Raw genomic sequence first — 16,052 nt, 5'->3', positions numbered from 1 at the left:
CTTTGCGGTCGTCTTGGCAGCGGTGCGGCACGCCGTAAGGTCGCCAAATTGCTGCAAGATGTCATGCAAAGGCCGCTTTCAGAGCTATTTCCACCATATCGCCAAAGCTGCGTTCACGCTGGTCCGATGGCAGGGCCTCATGCGTCAGCAGATGGTCGGAAATGGTCAGAATAGCCAAGGCGCGGCGGCCATAGCGGGCGGCAAGCGTATAAAGTTCGGCCGCCTCCATTTCCACGCAAAGAACGCCATGGCGCTGCATCTGTTCGGTCAGGTCGGGGCGTTCGTCATAGAACACATCGGACGAATAGATCTGCCCGGCATGGGTCGCCACATCGCGCCCCGCCGCCGCCGTCCAGGCCGCTTGCAACAGGCCAAAATCGGCGGTCGGGGCAAAATTCAGCTCTTTGAAAATTCCACGAGACGGGGTTGAAAGCGTGCAGGCCGACATCGCCAGCACCAGATCGCGCACCTTGATATTTGGCTGCATCGCCCCTGCCGAGCCGATGCGGATCAGGGTTTGTGCGCCGTAATCGCGGATCAGCTCATTCGCATAGATCGACAGCGATGGCATCCCCATCCCGGATCCCTGAATCGTGACGCGGTGGCCCTGCCATGTGCCAGTATAGCCCAGCATGCCGCGCACTTCATTGACCAACCTGGCATCAGTCAGAAATGTTTCGGCAGCCCAACGCGCGCGGTAGGGATCACCGGGCATCAGAACGGTTTCGGCAATCTCGCCAAGTTTGGCACCAATATGAACGGTCATCATGCTCTCCTGTATCTTGGGGCAGGATAGGCACGAAGCAGCCCATAGGAAAGACCAAAACGCAGGCCGGGTCAGTGTTTGGGGCCAGCGGCCTGCGCAAAGCGGCGCTGCGTGTAAAGGCTTGCGTTGGGGCAAAACCCGGCTTGGGCCGGCAACACCATATTTGCCCCCCTATTGGCCAGAAGCGCCTTGCAGCTTTTCACTGCGCCGCAGCCCTGACAGACCTCAAGCGCGTTAAGGTAACTATCGCGCCTGTGCTGCAGCTTGGTCAGATCGGCGCCGAAAACCACGGCCATTTGTGCCAAGCGCTTTGGCACCGCCGCAGACATCGCGACATAATTGCGCAGGGAGGTTCGACTGGCACCAAGATCGGCACAATCTTGATCTGTCAGCCTGTCCAGCTCGGCCTGTTTACGCCACCGTGCGAAGGTGATTTTCAGAATATCGAACATCAAAAGCCCCCTCGGTCGGATATCCGCCAGATTTAGGGGAACAGTTTTTCCACGCGCGGGCCATGATCCAGATCATTTGCACGGTTACCTGAAACGGCTTGGCGGCAGGCCGTGTCAGGTCGTCAAATGCCGCAAGCCTTGGGTCACATCGGTACGAATCGCCAGCCGCAGCCCCGGCTCATCCCCGGCCTTCAGCGCGGCAAGAATCAGGCGGTGATACGGTGGCGGCTCATTCCGGCGCAAGCGGCCATAAAGCGCCCGCATTGTAGGGCCAAGCTGCAGCCAGACAGTTTCAGTCAGCGCCAGCATTGCCGGGGCCTGGGCACGCAGATAAAGCGTGCGGTGGAACTCCAGGTTGGTGCGGATATAGGCCACTGCGTCTTGCTTCAGCACCGCCTCGCTATTCGCGGCATTGATCGCCGTCAGCCGATCAATCAGCGCGAAATGCGCCCGCGGCAGCGCGCGGGAGGCCAGTTCCGGCTCCAGCAAGGCACGGATAGAGGCCAGCTCTTCGATGCGTTCCGGGCTGAGTTCCGGCGTAGCGGCCCGCCCGGATGACGACAGCGACAATGCGCCTTCCGCAACCAAGCGCCGCACCGCCTCGCGCGCGGGGGTCATGGAAACGCCAAAGGTGCGCGCAAGGCCGCGCAGCGTAAGCGCCTGACCGGGCGGCAACTCGCCATGCATCACCTGACTGCGCAGGGTGCGATACAGCCGTTCATGTGCGGCAGCGTTCGGGTCAACCGGGCGGGAAAGCGACGTGGCGCGCGCGCTCAGCATGGCGCACCACCGCGTCTGCCCCTTGCCACAGGGTTTGGGATGCCGGCGCTCATGCCGCCCCCCGATCCGTGAACCGATAGCTGTGAAGGGCATGGCCTTCGGTTTTCAGCCAGCGGCGGTGGCGTTCATAATCTGGCATCAGATCGGCCACGATCGCCCAGAACCGTGAAGAATGGTTCATTTCAGCCAGATGCGCCACCTCATGCGCGGCCACATAATCCAACACCAAAGGCGGGGCCATGATCAGCCGCCACGAATACATCAACCCCGCATCGGCGGTGCAAGACCCCCAGCGCGAGCGCGTGTCGCGCAATGTCAGCCGGTGATAGCGCCGCCCGATCCGCTGCGCGTAGTGATCAGACGCAAGCGCAAGCCGGTCACGCGCCAGATGTTTCAGATAGGCCGCAACCCGCACCCCTGCGCGGGCTTCATCCCCCGGCACCTGCAACTCATCGCCGGCAACCACCGGGCTGCGGCCCTTGCCTGCCACCAGACGCAGCGCCCGCCCCTCGACCGGGATTTGAGAGCCGATTGCCACCACGCCGCTTGGCACAACAGCCACCAGCGCCTGCCGGATCCAATCTTCTTGCGCCCGCAAGAATGCCATCGCTTCCGCCTCACGCATGCGCGTTGGCATGGACAACGTGACGCGCCCGTCCAACCGCGACACACGCAAAGACATGCGCCTTGCCTGCGCGGTGCGGCGCAAGGTCACCTCAACGGGCGGCGATCCGGGAAGTATCGGCATATACCCTCTTGTCATTATGGGCCGCAGGATGCCCGTACAGGCCGCCTGCCGCAAGCCTGATTGCGGCCGCAGGCCATCCGCTGTGCAATTTACCGCTGCACCTTGATTGGCCCCGGAATCTAGGCCATATCGGTTTTCATGCAAAAGGCTTTGACACCCGCCCGCGCCTGTGGCAAGCGACGTTTTTGCTGGAATTGCTGGGCCCATCACGGACCCCGTTTGATGCTGATGACATAAGGGAAAAACCATGCCCAAAGAAGAATGGGGCACCAAGCGCCTTTGCCCCACCACCGGAAAGCGCTTTTACGACCTGAACAAAACCCCGATCATCAGCCCCTATACGGGCGAAGTCGTGGATATTGAAAGCGCTCGGCGCAAGATCATCTCTTCGGCTGCCAGCCGCCCTGCTGCGGCCAAGGCCACGGAAAAGGATGCCGTGATTGATGATCTGGATACAGATGACGATCTGCTTTCCGTTGTCGAAGACGACGATACGGATGGCGTCGACGATGATCTGCTTGAAGATGAAGATGATGACAGCGTTTCGCTGGATGAGATCGCCGATGTCAGCAACCCTGACGATGATAGCTGAGGCGGCAACACTTAACCACGACGCCTGAAACGACGTGAGAGAAAATTGCGCCGCAAGAATGATTTTTCCTCTTGCAGCGCCCGCCTCCCTCACCTAAATAGCCCAAGTAGTCCAAACGGGGCTACATCCGGTGGGGTCATAGCTCAGTTGGGAGAGCGCTTGAATGGCATTCAAGAGGTCGGCGGTTCGATCCCGCCTGGCTCCACCATATTTCCCAAATACTACTGCCCGCTGGCAAAGCCCCGTAAGGGGTTTTGTTGTTTCTAAGCTGCGCGCAAGCCTTGGCGATGGGACAAAATGGGGGCGCGGCACATGCTGCCTTCGCCCCGCCCCCCATCTAACCGCCGCGCGTGCAAGAAATGTGGACCTGTGCATGGCAGCGACTACGCAGCAAACCCAACAGGCTGGCAAAAAGGAAAAATCCGCCGAAAGACGGGCCGCCGAAAAGATGCGTGATGAAAGCAATGGCTTTTGCCATGGCGCCAAAAGCGATGAGGCGCGACACGCCTGTCAGGACAAGGCGTAGCTGGTCAAAAGCGAACGCAGGCGCAACATTCTTCTTGGCAAGCGCTTTATGCTGTATCTTATTGAAATCAGGCCCTTGAATGGCTGTAGCTTCCCCGTAAACTTGCGCCAGATTGATTTGGGAGTGTGCATATGCCAAAAATGAAACCCGTTCTGATGACACTTGCGGTCGTAGCTGGGCTGTCCATGGCGGGGGGGGGCTGCGGTGGCGGCCTCCTGCTCTGATTCGGGCAACGGGTATGACGGCTGGAAAGCAGAAATTGCTGCAGAGGCCGCTGCGCAAGGCGTGGGGGCCAAGGGGATCGCAGCACTGATGGGAACCAGTTATTCGCGCGAAACCATTGCGGCTGATCGCAACCAGAAAAGCTTCAAATACAGTCTTGAAAAGTTCATGCAGCTGCGCGGCGCGGATACAATCATCAAGCAAGGGCGCGGCCACAAGGCCAAGAATGCCGCATTTTTTGCGGCGGTCGAACGGCAATATGGCGTGCCGGCTGGCGTGCTGATTGCGATTCACGGGATGGAGACGGCCTTTGGTGGTTTCATGGGCAATACAAGGATTGTCGCGGCCATTTCAACGCTGACATATGATTGTCGGCGCTCTGATTTCTTTCACCCGCATATGATGGCGGCGCTGATCCTGGTGGATCGCGGGTCGATCAGCGCCGAGACAGTCGGGGCCAAGCATGGCGAATGGGGGCATACGCAGTTCCTGCCGGGCAATGCGCTGAAATACGGGGTTGATGGCGATGGCAACGGGCGGGTGGATTTGAACAACCGCGTTGATGCGCTGACCTCTACCGCCAACTTTCTGCGGCAAAAGGGCTGGCAGCCGGGGCAAGGCTATCAGAAAGGCCAGCCCAATTATGCTGTTCTAAAGGACTGGAACGCTGCAAGCGTGTACCAAGAGGCGATCTCGATCATGGGCGCGCGGATCGACGGTTGATTTGGGTTTGAAGGGGGCCACCGGGGCCCCCTTTATGTTTCAGAACACAAGGTTCGGCAGCCAGGTTGAGATGGTGGGAAAGGCCCAGATCAGCGCCATGGCAACGATTTGCAGCAAGATGAACGGGGCAACGCCTTGGTAAATCATGCCGGTCGTGATCTCGGGCGGGGCCGCGCCGCGCAGGTAGAACAGCGAAAATCCGAAAGGCGGCGTCAGGAACGAGGTTTGCAGGTTCACCGCAATCAGCACCGCCAGCCAGATCGGATCATGCCCCATCAAGATAAGCGGTGGCACCAGAAGCGGCAGCAAGATCACCGAGATTTCAACGAAATCAAGGAAAAAACCAAGAACAAAGATGAACGCCATGGCAAAGATCAGCGCGCCCGTTGGCCCGCCCGGCAGCGATTGCAAAATGTCAGCCACGCGGTGCTCGCCGCCCAAACCAACGAAAACAAGGCTGAAATAGGAAGCCATGAGGATGGTCGCAAAGATCATCGAGGTAACGATCAGCGTTTGCCCCATCGCCGCGAACATGATGCCTTTGCGAAACGTCGCCAACAGCGCCGCCGCAATCGCGGCCACGCCGATCAGCGCAAGGCCGGTATAGGTGGCCGCCATCGCATATTCCAAAACCCCGGCATCGGAGCGTTGCAACCGCACCGGGGCCAGCCCTGCGGCAAAGGCAAGGATCAGCAGCGCCCCCGCCCCCGAAAGGATAAGCCAGCGCGGCGCCCCCTGGCGCAGACCCGCCAGCAAGATTGCGCCGACAGCGCCAACCGATGCCGCCTCATTCGGGCTGGCCACCCCCCCAAGGATCGCCCCCAGCACGGCAAAGATCAGCAGCACGGGCGGGACGATCGCACCGAACACCTCGACGACTGAGGGCTTGATGGCTCGTTCACGCATCGCGGGCGCGTCTTTGGGAATCAGCCAGGCACGGCCAAAGATATAAAGGATGTAGATCACCACCAGCAGCAACCCCGGCACCAGGGCGGCGGCAAAGGTCTGGCCGACCGAAATGGTTTCAACCGAAAACTTGCCCTGCTCATATTGCGCTTGCTGAAAGGCCGATGACATCACCTCGGCCAGAATGATCAGCAAGGTGGAAGGCGGAATGATCTGCCCCAATGTGCCCGCTGTCGCCACCATACCCGCCGCAAGGCGCGGGTTGTAACCATTGCGCAGCATCGCAGGCAGCGCGATCATGCCCATGGCGACCACCGTGGCGCCAACGATGCCCGTCGATGCCGCCAGCAGCGCGCCGACCAACATCACCGACACGCCCAAGCCCCCGCGCATGGCACCGAACAGGCGGCCCATGGTTTCCAGCAAATCCTCGGCGATACGGGATTTTTCCAGCACCACCCCCATCAGCACGAAAAGCGGAATCGCGGTCAGCACCGGGTTGGTCATCACTGCAAAAAAGCGTTGCGCCAGCGCGCCCATCAACCCAAGGTCAAACACGCCAAGCGCCCAGCCCAGCAAGGCAAAACCCGTGGCAACGCCCGCGATGGAAAAGGCCACCGGATAGCCCATAAGGATCACGATGATCAGGGCCGCAAACATCATCAGGTCAAGTGGCAGGGTCATTCTGGGCCTCCCAGCCGGATAACATCACGAATAAGCGCCGACAGACCCTGGATCAGCAGTAAAACGCAAAAGGCCGGGATCAGGGATTTAAGCAAAAACGAGGCAGGCACCCCGCCGACCGAAATCGGCCCTTCCAGAATTGCCCAGGCACGGCGCACCGAAGGCCAACTGTAATAAAGCAGGATCGCAAGGGATGGCAGCATCAAGCACAGATGGCCAAAGATATCGACCATCGCCTTTTTACGGGCCGAAAGCGGGGCGTAGAAAATATCAACCCGCACATGGCCATTCATCAACAAGGTATAGCCCGCGCCCAGCATGAACAGCGAGGCATGCAGATACAGCACCGTTTCATTGATAAAAATAGACGTGTAGCCAAAGACATAGCGCAGCAGCACGATGCCAAATTGTAGCAGCACCATGGCAAGGGCGGTCCACATCACCACGCCGCCCACGGCGCGGTTGATCTGATCCAACCGATCTGCAAAACGCTCCATCCTGTACCCCCTTGTTTCGCCCTTTTAAGTGGCTGCGGCCCCCGAATTGTCAGGGGCCGCGAACTTGATCAGTCGCCGTAGTTGAATGCCAGATTGCGGGCGTTCATCTGGCCGTTATCGGCCCATGGCATGTATTCAACCATCAGGCGGCGATACTCAAGGAAGCTTTCGGTGATACGGCGCACCAGCTCATCGTCAGAGTTGCGCAGCTCGGTGATCACTTCACCCATGGCATTGCCCATGGCGATGGTGATTTCTTCGGGCCATTGGCGCAACTGCACGCCGTGGGTCGCAACCAGTTCGCGCAGGGCCAGCGCATGCTTGGTGTTATACTCGGTCAGAACCGGGTTATACATCGACTGCGTTGCGGCCTCGACCGCCTGTTTCAGATCATCCGGCAGGTCGTTCCATGCCGCAAGATTGATGCCACATTCCTCGGCCGAGCAAGGCTCGCCGGGGCCGGGGCCGTAGAAATAGGGGGCGACTTGATAAAGGCCGAGCGCGCTATCGGTCCAGGGGCCGATAAACTCACCCGCATCCAGCGCACCGGATTGCAGGGCCTGGAACATGGCGGGGCCCGACATCGCCTCAACCGCGACGCCAAGTTTGGACATGACTTCAGAGTTCAGGCCGGTGGTGCGGTATTTCAGGCCCTTCAGATCGTCCAACGACTTGATTTCCTTGCGGAACCAGCCAGCCCATTGCGGACCGGAGTTGCCGGTCAGGAAAGGTTTGACGTTAAAGCGCGCGTACATTTCATCGTAAAGCGCCTGCCCGCCGCCCTGCATCATCCAGCCTTGCTGCTCAATAGCCGTCAGGCCCAAGGGCTGGCTGCCGAACAGCAGGATGCCTTTGGATTTGCTGCCCCAATAGGCGGGAACGGCGTGATAAATTTCGGCGGTGCCTTCGCCCACCGCGTCAAACACGCCGGGGCCGGGAACGATTTCGCCTGCGGCGAAAAGCTCGACCTCGATCCGGCCACCCGAAAGCGCGGTGATGCGGTCAGCCAGCATTTGGGCTGCAACACCGGGACCGGGAAGGTTTTTCGGCCAGGCCGACACAAGGCGCCACTTGCGCACGTCTTGCGCGATGGCAGGTGTGGCCAATGCGGCAGCACCGATACCGGCACCCGCTGCGGCGGTGATAAAGTTACGTCTTTTCATAGGTCTTCTCCCTTTTTTGGATGGTCGTCTTCGGTATCAGACAGACGGGCGTCTTGAGGGCCTGCCTTGATCTTTGTCATTGCTGCATTTTGATGTCGACAGCCTGTTCTTCAGCGATCATCGCCTCCAGCTTGCGGCGAAAGCGTAGTTGGCCGCCGTCGATCGGCAAGTCAATATGCGGCGTGGTTTTATTGGTCATACCGATTTGCACTTCGGTCAGGATGGCGCGATCTTCCTCAAACGCGTGCTGCACGTCTTCGGTCATCATCGCGCTCAGCGCGTCATCATCGGGGCGGATGTTGCGCAGTTGGAACCAATAGTAGCGGGTTTCCGTGGCGCTGGTCGGCGTCATGAAATTCAGGCTGTCCATGATGAACGTGTCTTTGTGAAGTGGTCCATCCGGGCCGCCGGTGCCGGCGGGCGTGAACACCGCGCGGATCAGGGCATGGCTGGGATAGCGCACCTCATAATGCTGCAGACGGTCGCAATTGCCGGTGAAGGGCACGACTTTTTTGTAAAACGGGGCGGGTTCGACATTCATCATCCAGCGATGCACAATGATGCCATTGTCGGTTTTGGTGACCCGCAGCGGGGTATCCTTGGTTGCATCTTGCGCAAAGGATCCGGCATGGACCCAGGCAACATGGGTCGGATCAAGCAGATTGTCGCACATCAGCAGGTAATTGCAGGGCAGTTCCATCGCCTGACCGCGGTTGATGCCCCAGGCGGGGTCGCCCCAATGCTCAATCTCGAAGATTTCCGTGGCGTCGGCCATGGCGGGGTTGCCCATCCAGATCCAGACCAGCCCGTATTTTTCATGGGTAGGATAGGCGTGGACATTGGCGTTGGAGGGAATGCGCCCGGTACCCGGCGCCCAGACGCATTTGCCCGCACAATCAAAGGTGAGGCCATGATAACCACATTCAACCTGATCGCCTTTCAAGCGGCCTTTGGAGAGGGGCAGCTTGCGATGTGGGCAGGCATCATCGAGCGCGATGACTTCGTTCCTGCTGTTCCGGTAGATACAGATCTTTTCCCCCAAAACCATGATTTGCTTGAGGGTATTGGAAACCTCATGGTCCCATGCGGCGACGTACCAGGCGTTTTTGAGAAACATGTTTACGGTCCTTTATGTGGCAAGCGCCGGGGGCTTCACGCCCCCGGACCCCCGTGGGATATTTGTGCCGAAAAGAAAGCAGGGGCCGCGCATTATTTCAAAATGGCGGGGAGATTCAGGTTATGGTCGCGGGCGCAATCGAGCGCGATATCATAGCCAGCATCGGCGTGGCGCATGACGCCGGTCGCCGGATCGTTCCACAGCACGTTATGCAGACGGCGCGCCGCATCTTCGGTGCCATCAGCAACGATCACCATGCCCGAATGCTGCGAGAAGCCCATGCCAACGCCGCCACCGTGATGGAGGCTGACCCAGGTTGCGCCCGAAGCGGTGTTGAGCAGCGCGTTCAACAGTGGCCAGTCGGATACTGCGTCGGAGCCGTCCTTCATGGATTCGGTTTCACGGTTGGGCGAGGCGACAGAGCCTGAATCGAGGTGATCACGGCCGATGACGATGGGCGCCTTGAGTTCGCCGGATGCGACCATTTCATTGAATTTCAGGCCAGCCTTGTGGCGATCACCGAGGCCGATCCAGCAGATGCGGGCGGGCAGGCCCTGAAAGGCGATGCGGTCGCGGGCCATATCCAGCCAATTGTGCAAATGTGCGTTTTCCGGGAACAGCTCTTTCATCGCCTGATCGGTTTTGTAGATATCTTCGGGATCGCCCGACAGCGCGACCCAGCGGAACGGGCCGATGCCTTTGCAAAACAGCGGGCGGATATAGGCGGGCACGAAACCGGGAAAGGCAAAGGCGTTTTCAAGGCCCTCTTCCAGTGCCACTTGGCGGATATTGTTGCCGTAATCCAGTGTTGGCACGCCGGCATTCCAGAAATCAACCATCGCCGCAACATGGGTTTTCATGCTGGCGCGGGCGGCTTTTTCTACCGCTTTGGGGTCGGATTCCTGCTTGGCGCGCCATTCGGCCACGGTCCAGCCCAAGGGCAGATAGCCATGGATCGGGTCATGCGCCGAGGTTTGGTCGGTGACCATATCGGGGCGCGGCCCACCGGCTTTCATGCGGGCGTAAAGTTCGGGGAATACCTCGGCGGCGTTGCCGATCAGGGCTACGGATTTCGCCTCGCCTGCCTTGGTCCATTTGTCAATCAGGGCCAATGCCTCATCCAGCGTATGGGCTTTTTCGTCGCAATAGCGGGTGCGGATGCGGAAATCGGCGCGGGTTTCGTCACATTCCACCGCAAGGCAGCACGCGCCTGCCATTACAGCGGCCAGCGGCTGCGCGCCGCCCATGCCGCCAAGACCGGCGGTCAATATCCACTTGCCTTTCAGCGAGCCTTGGTAGTGCTGGCGGCCAGCCTCAGCAAAGGTTTCATAGGTACCTTGCACGATGCCCTGGGTGCCAATGTAAATCCATGAACCAGCGGTCATCTGGCCATACATCGCAAGGCCGCGCTTATCCAACTCGTTGAAATGATCCCAGGTCGCCCAATGCGGCACGAGGTTGGAGTTGGCGATCAGCACGCGCGGTGCATCCTTGTGGGTGCGAAACACGCCGACGGGTTTGCCCGATTGCACCAAAAGGGTCTGGTCATCGTTCAGGTCGCGCAGGCTGGCGCAAATCTGGTCGAAATCTTCCCATGTGCGGGCAGCGCGGCCGATGCCGCCGTACACCACCAATTCATGCGGGTTTTCGGCCACATCCGGGTGCAGGTTGTTCATCAGCATCCGCAAGGGGGCTTCGGTCAGCCAGCTTTTCGCGCTGATCTCGGTGCCCGTTGCCGGATAGATATCGCGGGTGTTGTGGCGCGGATTATTTGGGGGATTTGTCATGATATTCTCCGTTCAAGCCAGCAGATGGGCGGCGATTATATTGCGTTGAATTTCGGAAGAGCCTTCATAGATGCGCATGATCCGTACATCGCGGGCATAGCGTTCCAGCGGGAAATCGCGGGTAAAGCCATAGCCACCGTGGATCTGAATTGCGCCGTCCGTGACGCGCCCGGCCATTTCCGAGGCGTGAAGTTTGGCCATGCTCGCTTGCATGGAAAAGCGCGTTCCGGCCTGACGCAGACGGGCTGCCTCCAGCGCGATCGTCTCGGATGCATGCAGGTCCAGCGCCATATCGGCCAATTGCCAGCGGATACCTTGTTTTTGCGCCAGGGCCTCGCCGCCGATGATGCGGGTCTTGGCCCATTCGGTCGCAGCCGCAAGGGCGGCACGGGCGATGCCGATACACATGGCAGCCACCTCCAGCCGACCATTGTCCAGCACTTTCATCGCGGTCTTGAAGCCCGAGCCTTCGGGGCCAAGCATCGCGGTTGCGGGCAGATGGCAATCAAAATCCAATTCCCAGACATGGCCCCCTTTCAGGCCCATGGTTTTTTCGGCGCGGCCCGGTTCCAGACCGGGGGTGCCTTTATCAACCACGAAAGCCGAGATACCGCGATGTGCAGCGGCAGGATCGGTGACAGCGAAAACCACAAGAAAATCGGCCACACCGCCGTTCGAGATGAAGCACTTGCGCCCCTTGAGATGCCAGCCTTGTTCGGTTTTTGTAGATTTTGTGCGCATATCTGCCGGGTCTGACCCCGCAAAAGGTTCGGTTAGTGCAAAAGCGCCAAGCTTGGCGCCGGTGGCTGCATCGGGAAGATAGCGCGCGCGAATGGCATCATCACCGCCAAGCAGAATGGAATCGGTTGCAAGGTAATGCGCTGTCAGGGCCGAAACGGTAGAGCCACAGGCACCCGCAATAAGGCTGACGGCCCGCAGCAGCGCTTGCGCCGAAATATCTGCGCCGCCCCAAACCTCGGGCAGGTTGGCGCCCATCATCCCGGTTTGGGCAAGCGCGCGAATTTGCTCATGCACGAAAGCACCGGATTCGTCGGTGGCATGGGCCTTTGGCGCAAGCTCATCGCTGGCAAAGCGTTCAAGTTGGGTGATGAAAGCGGCTTCGCCCTCATCCAGCATATAATACATGTCGGTCATGTGGCCCTCACTATTCCGGCGGCGATCAGGCCGCTGATTTGGGTTTCGGTCAGGCCAAGCGCGGCCATCACATCGCGTGATCCCCCGCCCAATGCGGGCGCACCGGTGCTGGCAACCGGCTTTTCGCCGTTAAATCTTACGGGTTGGCCGATGATGGGCGCGGTGCCAAGCCCGTGATGCGGCAGGTCAGAGACAAGACCGCGCGCGGCGGCATGCGGGCTGTTTGCGGCCTGCGCCAGCGTCAGAATGGGCGCGGTCGGGATATAGGCGCCGCGCAGGGCCTCAACTGCCTGTGCGGTTGTGTGTTGGCGCGACCACGCCTCGATCAGCGCTTTTAGCGCGGGTTCATTTTGGGTGCGCGTCGTATCGGTGGCATAACGCGGGTCGCTTGCCGCCTCGGGCACGCCGATCACGCCGCACAGGGCTGCAAACTGGCGGTCGCCCAGCACGGCGATAATCGCGTGGCCATCCAAGGTGGCATAGGCGCCAAAGGGGGTGGAAAGCGGGTGGCGGTTGCCGACCCGTTCCACCGCAGATTTCGCATAGAAATGAATGGCATGGCTGGTTGGCAGCAGCGAAAACAACGCGTCGAACATCGCAACGTCAAGGCTTGCACCCTGCCCGGTTTGCGCCCGCCCCACAAGCGCCGCAGCGATACCCCAGGCGGCGTAAAGCCCCGCCATCAGGTCGCCCAGCGCCTCGCCCACTTTCAGCGGCGCGCCGCCTTCTTCGCCATTCGCCTCCATCAGGCCCGACATCGCCTGAACCACGATATCATAGGCGGGCAGGTCGCTGAACGGACCATCCTGGCCAAAGCCAGAAATCGAGCAATAGATCAGCGCGGGGTTCTCATGGCGCAGGGCATCGGCCCCCAAGCCCAGTTTGGCAGCAACGCCGGGGCGGAAGTTTTCCACGACCACATCGCAGGTTGCGGCGATCTGGCGGGCGAGCGCCTGCGCCTCGGCGGTCTTGAGGTCCAGCACGACCGAAGATTTGCCGCGATTGGTCAAGGCAAACAGCGCCGAATGGCCATCCACAAACGGGCCGATATGGCGGTAATCATCCCCCTGCGGGGGTTCTACCTTGATGATTTCCGCCCCCAGATCAGCCATCAACGCGGTACAGAAAGGGCCTGCCAGAACGCGGGTCAGGTCCAGCACCCGGATGCCTGCAAGCGGCTTCAAAGTGTCACCTGCAACCCGGCAGCAGCGGTCAGCGCGCCGGTGCGGACAAGGGCGGCAGCGGCCTCGATATCGGGGGCAAGGTAGCGATCTTCTTTCAACGCGGGCGAAACCTGACGCAGCGCGGCCACTGCCGCTTGCAAGGCGGATGACGTTTCCAAAGGCGCGCGAAAGCCAATGCCCTGCGCAGCACACAGCGCCTCTACCCCCAGGATCACCGAAAGATTGGCGTTCATGCGCCCCAAGCGGCGCGCGCCATGGGCGGCCATGGAAACGTGATCTTCCTGGTTGGCGGATGTCGGGGTACTGTCAGTCGAACAGGGGTTGGCAAGATGCTTGTTCTCGCTCATCAGCGCCGCCGTTGTAACCTCGGCGATCATGAAGCCAGAGTTCAGGCCCGGTGCCGGCGTCAGGAACGGCGGCAGATCGTGGCTCAGCGTCGGGTCCACCATCAGCGCCACGCGGCGCTGCGCAATCGCCCCAATTTCGGCCAGGGCCAACGCAATGATATCGGCAGCAAAAGCAACGGGTTCTGCGTGGAAGTTACCACCGGAAATGATGCCCGCACTGACAACAAGCGGGTTGTCGGTAACCGCATTCGCCTCGGTTTCCAGCGTTGTGGCAGCAAAGCGCAAAAGGTCTACGGCGGCCCCCACCACTTGCGGCACACAGCGGATGCAATACGGGTCCTGGACGCGGGTGTCACCCTCACGGTGGCTTTCGCGGATGATCGAGCCCTCCATGATCATGCGCAAGGCATGGGCCACGTCGATTTGGCCACGATGGCCGCGCAGGCTATGGATTTCGGGCTGCAACGGGGCGGTAGACCCCATGATCGCATCGGTCGACATGGCGGCTGTCACCAGCGATGCGCGCGCATTCTGCCAGCCTTCAAACAGGCCGACCAAGGCCAGCGCCGTGGAAAACTGGGTGCCGTTGATCAGGCCAAGCCCCTCTTTGGGGCCAAGCACCAGCGGGGTCAGCCCCGCCGCCTTCAGCGCCTCGCCCGAGGCCATGCGCTTGCCTTTATAGATTGCCTCGCCCGCGCCGATCATGGTTGCGGTCATATGGGCCAAGGGTGCCAAGTCGCCCGACGCCCCAACCGAACCCTGCGCCGGAATGACCGGAATCACGCCCTGCGCCAGCAGCGACTCGATCTGCTCAATCACCGCCCAGCGCACACCAGACGCACCGCGGCCCAGTGACAGCAGCTTCAGCGCCATCATCAGGCGGGTCGCGCCCTCATCCAGCGCCTCACCCACGCCGCAGCAATGCGACAAGATCAGATTGCGTTGCAGCGTCGCGGTATCTTCTTGCGCGATCTTGACGCTGGCGAGTTTGCCAAAGCCGGTGTTGACGCCATAGACTGCGACGGTTCCGGCAGCGGCGGCGGCAACCTGCGCACAGGCAGCCTCAACGCCCCCCCGCGCGGCAGGGTCCAGCACCGCGATACCGTCCCCGCGCCACAAGGTTTCAAGTTGCTCCAGCGTGGTAGCACCCGGTGTCAGCTTCATATCGCGCCTCCAAAGATCCGCTGATGCAGCGGGTTAAAGCCAAAGCGGTAGGCCAGTTCGGCCGGGGTTTCGACGTTCCAGATCGACAGATCGGCGCGCATCCCCGGCGCAATACTGCCCGTATCGTTCAGGCCCAGCGCCCGGGCGGCATTCACCGTCACCGCGCGCAGCGCCTCATCCGGGGTCAGCCGGAACAGGGTGCAGGCCATATTCATCGTCAGCAAAAGCGAATTCAAAGGCGAGGAGCCGGGGTTGCAATCGGTCGCCAGCGCCATCGGCACACCGTGGGCGCGAAAGGCCGCGACCGGCGGCATCTGGGTTTCGCGAATGGCATAGAACGCGCCGGGCAGCAGCACCGCCACTGTGCCAGAGGCGGCCAGCAGCCTGGCATCCGCTTCCGTCGCATATTCGACATGATCGACCGACATCGCGCCATACCGTGCCGCAAGCGCGGTTCCGCCAATATGCGACAGTTGTTCAGCGTGCAGCTTTACCGGCAAACCAAGTTCGCGCGCTACATCAAAGACGCGGGCGATCTGCTTGGTATCAAAGGCTATTCCCTCACAAAACCCATCAACCGCATCGACCAGCCCTTCGGCATGGGCAGCACGCAGGGCGGGGATGCACAGATCATCAATATAGGCGTCAGCGCGGGATTTATAGGCGGCAGGCACCGCATGCGCCCCCAGAAAGCTGGTCCGTATACGCACCGGGCGCATTTGCCCCAAGCGCCGCGCCGCGCGCAGCATCCGCAATTCGGTCTCTACGTCCAGCCCATAGCCGGACTTCACCTCGACGCAAGAAACCCCCTCGCCGATCAGCGCATCCAGACGCGGCAAGGCCTGCGCCACAAGGCTGTCTTCATCTGCCGCGCGGGTGTCGGTGACGGTTGAGATGATGCCACCACCGGCGCGGGCAACTTCTTCGTAACTTGCGCCTTGTAGCCGCATTTCAAATTCGCGCGCGCGGTGGCCGCCATGCACGATATGGGTATGGCAATCAATGAAAGCCGGGGTCAGCAAGCGGCCCTGCAAGTCGCTGCGCTGCCAGCTTGCGTATTCCGCCGGCAGGTCTGCTTGTGCCCCGGCCCAGCGGATCACCCCCTGATCCAGCACCACAGCCCCTTGCGGCAAAAACGCCCCCGCGCCCGTCACACCGCCGCCAAGGATGACCGTTTGCGTCCCGATTTCCATCTTGATTCCTCCCGCATTTCGGTTATTATGTACATACATATTAAAT

The 16,052-nt window shown here is 60.6% G+C and carries 16 protein-coding genes and 1 tRNA gene; 3 read left to right on the top strand and 14 right to left on the bottom strand.

Features of this window, described 5'->3' with window-relative positions; translation table 11 throughout:
- Window positions 1-61: 61 nt before the first annotated feature.
- The 4 genes from deoD to VDP61_RS03430 all read right to left on the bottom strand — a co-directional run bounded on the left by deoD (window position 62) and on the right by VDP61_RS03430 (window position 2,746).
- Window positions 62-766: a purine-nucleoside phosphorylase gene (gene deoD / locus VDP61_RS03445; RefSeq protein WP_323005553.1), complete on the bottom strand. Its 705-nt coding sequence runs from the start codon at window positions 764-766 to the stop codon at window positions 62-64.
- Window positions 767-837: 71 nt separating this feature from the next.
- Window positions 838-1,218 (bottom strand): DUF6455 family protein, encoded by a 381-nt coding sequence (locus VDP61_RS03440; protein WP_323005552.1) that lies wholly within the window; start codon window positions 1,216-1,218, stop codon window positions 838-840.
- A 114-nt stretch (window positions 1,219-1,332) separates the two neighbouring features.
- Window positions 1,333-1,998, bottom strand: coding sequence for a GntR family transcriptional regulator (locus tag VDP61_RS03435; RefSeq protein ID WP_323005551.1), 666 nt, complete (start codon window positions 1,996-1,998; stop codon window positions 1,333-1,335).
- A gap of 49 nt (window positions 1,999-2,047) precedes the next feature.
- Window positions 2,048-2,746 (bottom strand): SprT family zinc-dependent metalloprotease, encoded by a 699-nt coding sequence (locus VDP61_RS03430; protein ID WP_323005550.1) that lies wholly within the window; start codon window positions 2,744-2,746, stop codon window positions 2,048-2,050.
- Between the two features lie 247 nt (window positions 2,747-2,993).
- Here VDP61_RS03430 and VDP61_RS03425 point away from each other — a divergent pair, with 247 nt between their 5' ends.
- A complete protein-coding gene (locus tag VDP61_RS03425; protein WP_323005549.1) occupies window positions 2,994-3,338 on the top strand; it encodes a TIGR02300 family protein in 345 nt (114 codons plus the stop codon).
- Window positions 3,339-3,470: 132 nt separating this feature from the next.
- Window positions 3,471-3,546 (top strand) — tRNA-Ala (locus VDP61_RS03420).
- A gap of 129 nt (window positions 3,547-3,675) precedes the next feature.
- Here the strand turns inward: VDP61_RS03420 and VDP61_RS03415 are convergent.
- Complete coding sequence (locus VDP61_RS03415) at window positions 3,676-4,002, bottom strand: hypothetical protein (protein ID WP_323005548.1); 327 nt, start codon at window positions 4,000-4,002, stop codon at window positions 3,676-3,678.
- A 36-nt stretch (window positions 4,003-4,038) separates the two neighbouring features.
- On the opposite strand from VDP61_RS03415, the gene VDP61_RS03410 reads away from it, so the two are divergent.
- The gene (locus tag VDP61_RS03410) at window positions 4,039-4,809 is read left to right on the top strand and encodes a lytic transglycosylase domain-containing protein (protein ID WP_323005670.1); all 771 of its coding nucleotides are present in this window, start codon (window positions 4,039-4,041) and stop codon (window positions 4,807-4,809) included.
- A 39-nt stretch (window positions 4,810-4,848) separates the two neighbouring features.
- Here the strand turns inward: VDP61_RS03410 and VDP61_RS03405 are convergent, their stop codons facing one another.
- The 9 genes from VDP61_RS03405 to hutI all read right to left on the bottom strand — a co-directional run bounded on the left by VDP61_RS03405 (window position 4,849) and on the right by hutI (window position 16,006).
- Window positions 4,849-6,399 carry a TRAP transporter large permease gene (locus tag VDP61_RS03405; RefSeq protein ID WP_323005547.1) on the bottom strand — a complete coding sequence of 517 codons (1,551 nt, stop codon included), beginning with the start codon at window positions 6,397-6,399 and terminating at the stop codon, window positions 4,849-4,851.
- Complete coding sequence (locus VDP61_RS03400; RefSeq protein WP_323005546.1) at window positions 6,396-6,896, bottom strand: TRAP transporter small permease subunit; 501 nt, start codon at window positions 6,894-6,896, stop codon at window positions 6,396-6,398. The genes VDP61_RS03405 and VDP61_RS03400 overlap by 4 nt, the downstream gene beginning before the upstream one ends.
- A 68-nt stretch (window positions 6,897-6,964) precedes the next feature.
- The gene (locus VDP61_RS03395) at window positions 6,965-8,059 is read right to left on the bottom strand and encodes a TRAP transporter substrate-binding protein (RefSeq protein ID WP_323005545.1); all 1,095 of its coding nucleotides are present in this window, start codon (window positions 8,057-8,059) and stop codon (window positions 6,965-6,967) included.
- A gap of 76 nt (window positions 8,060-8,135) precedes the next feature.
- A complete protein-coding gene (locus VDP61_RS03390) occupies window positions 8,136-9,176 on the bottom strand; it encodes an aromatic ring-hydroxylating dioxygenase subunit alpha (RefSeq protein WP_323005544.1) in 1,041 nt (346 codons plus the stop codon).
- 92 nt (window positions 9,177-9,268) lie between these two features.
- A complete protein-coding gene (hutU, locus tag VDP61_RS03385; RefSeq protein WP_323005543.1) occupies window positions 9,269-10,963 on the bottom strand; it encodes a urocanate hydratase in 1,695 nt (564 codons plus the stop codon).
- 12 nt (window positions 10,964-10,975) lie between these two features.
- Complete coding sequence (locus tag VDP61_RS03380; protein ID WP_323005542.1) at window positions 10,976-12,118, bottom strand: acyl-CoA dehydrogenase family protein; 1,143 nt, start codon at window positions 12,116-12,118, stop codon at window positions 10,976-10,978.
- Window positions 12,115-13,302 carry a CoA transferase gene (locus VDP61_RS03375; protein WP_323005541.1) on the bottom strand — a complete coding sequence of 396 codons (1,188 nt, stop codon included), beginning with the start codon at window positions 13,300-13,302 and terminating at the stop codon, window positions 12,115-12,117. The genes VDP61_RS03380 and VDP61_RS03375 overlap by 4 nt, the downstream gene beginning before the upstream one ends.
- A complete protein-coding gene (gene hutH / locus VDP61_RS03370; protein ID WP_323005540.1) occupies window positions 13,299-14,813 on the bottom strand; it encodes a histidine ammonia-lyase in 1,515 nt (504 codons plus the stop codon). Before hutH ends, VDP61_RS03375 begins: the two co-directional genes overlap by 4 nt.
- Window positions 14,810-16,006, bottom strand: coding sequence for an imidazolonepropionase (gene hutI / locus VDP61_RS03365; RefSeq protein WP_323005539.1), 1,197 nt, complete (start codon window positions 16,004-16,006; stop codon window positions 14,810-14,812). Before hutI ends, hutH begins: the two co-directional genes overlap by 4 nt.
- Window positions 16,007-16,052: the final 46 nt, after the last annotated feature.

It is taken from the genome of Pseudorhodobacter sp., assembly GCF_034675685.1.
In the GTDB taxonomy this organism is placed as follows: Bacteria; Pseudomonadota; Alphaproteobacteria; order Rhodobacterales; family Rhodobacteraceae; genus Pseudorhodobacter.
This window is presented reverse-complemented; position numbering and strand designations above follow the sequence as displayed.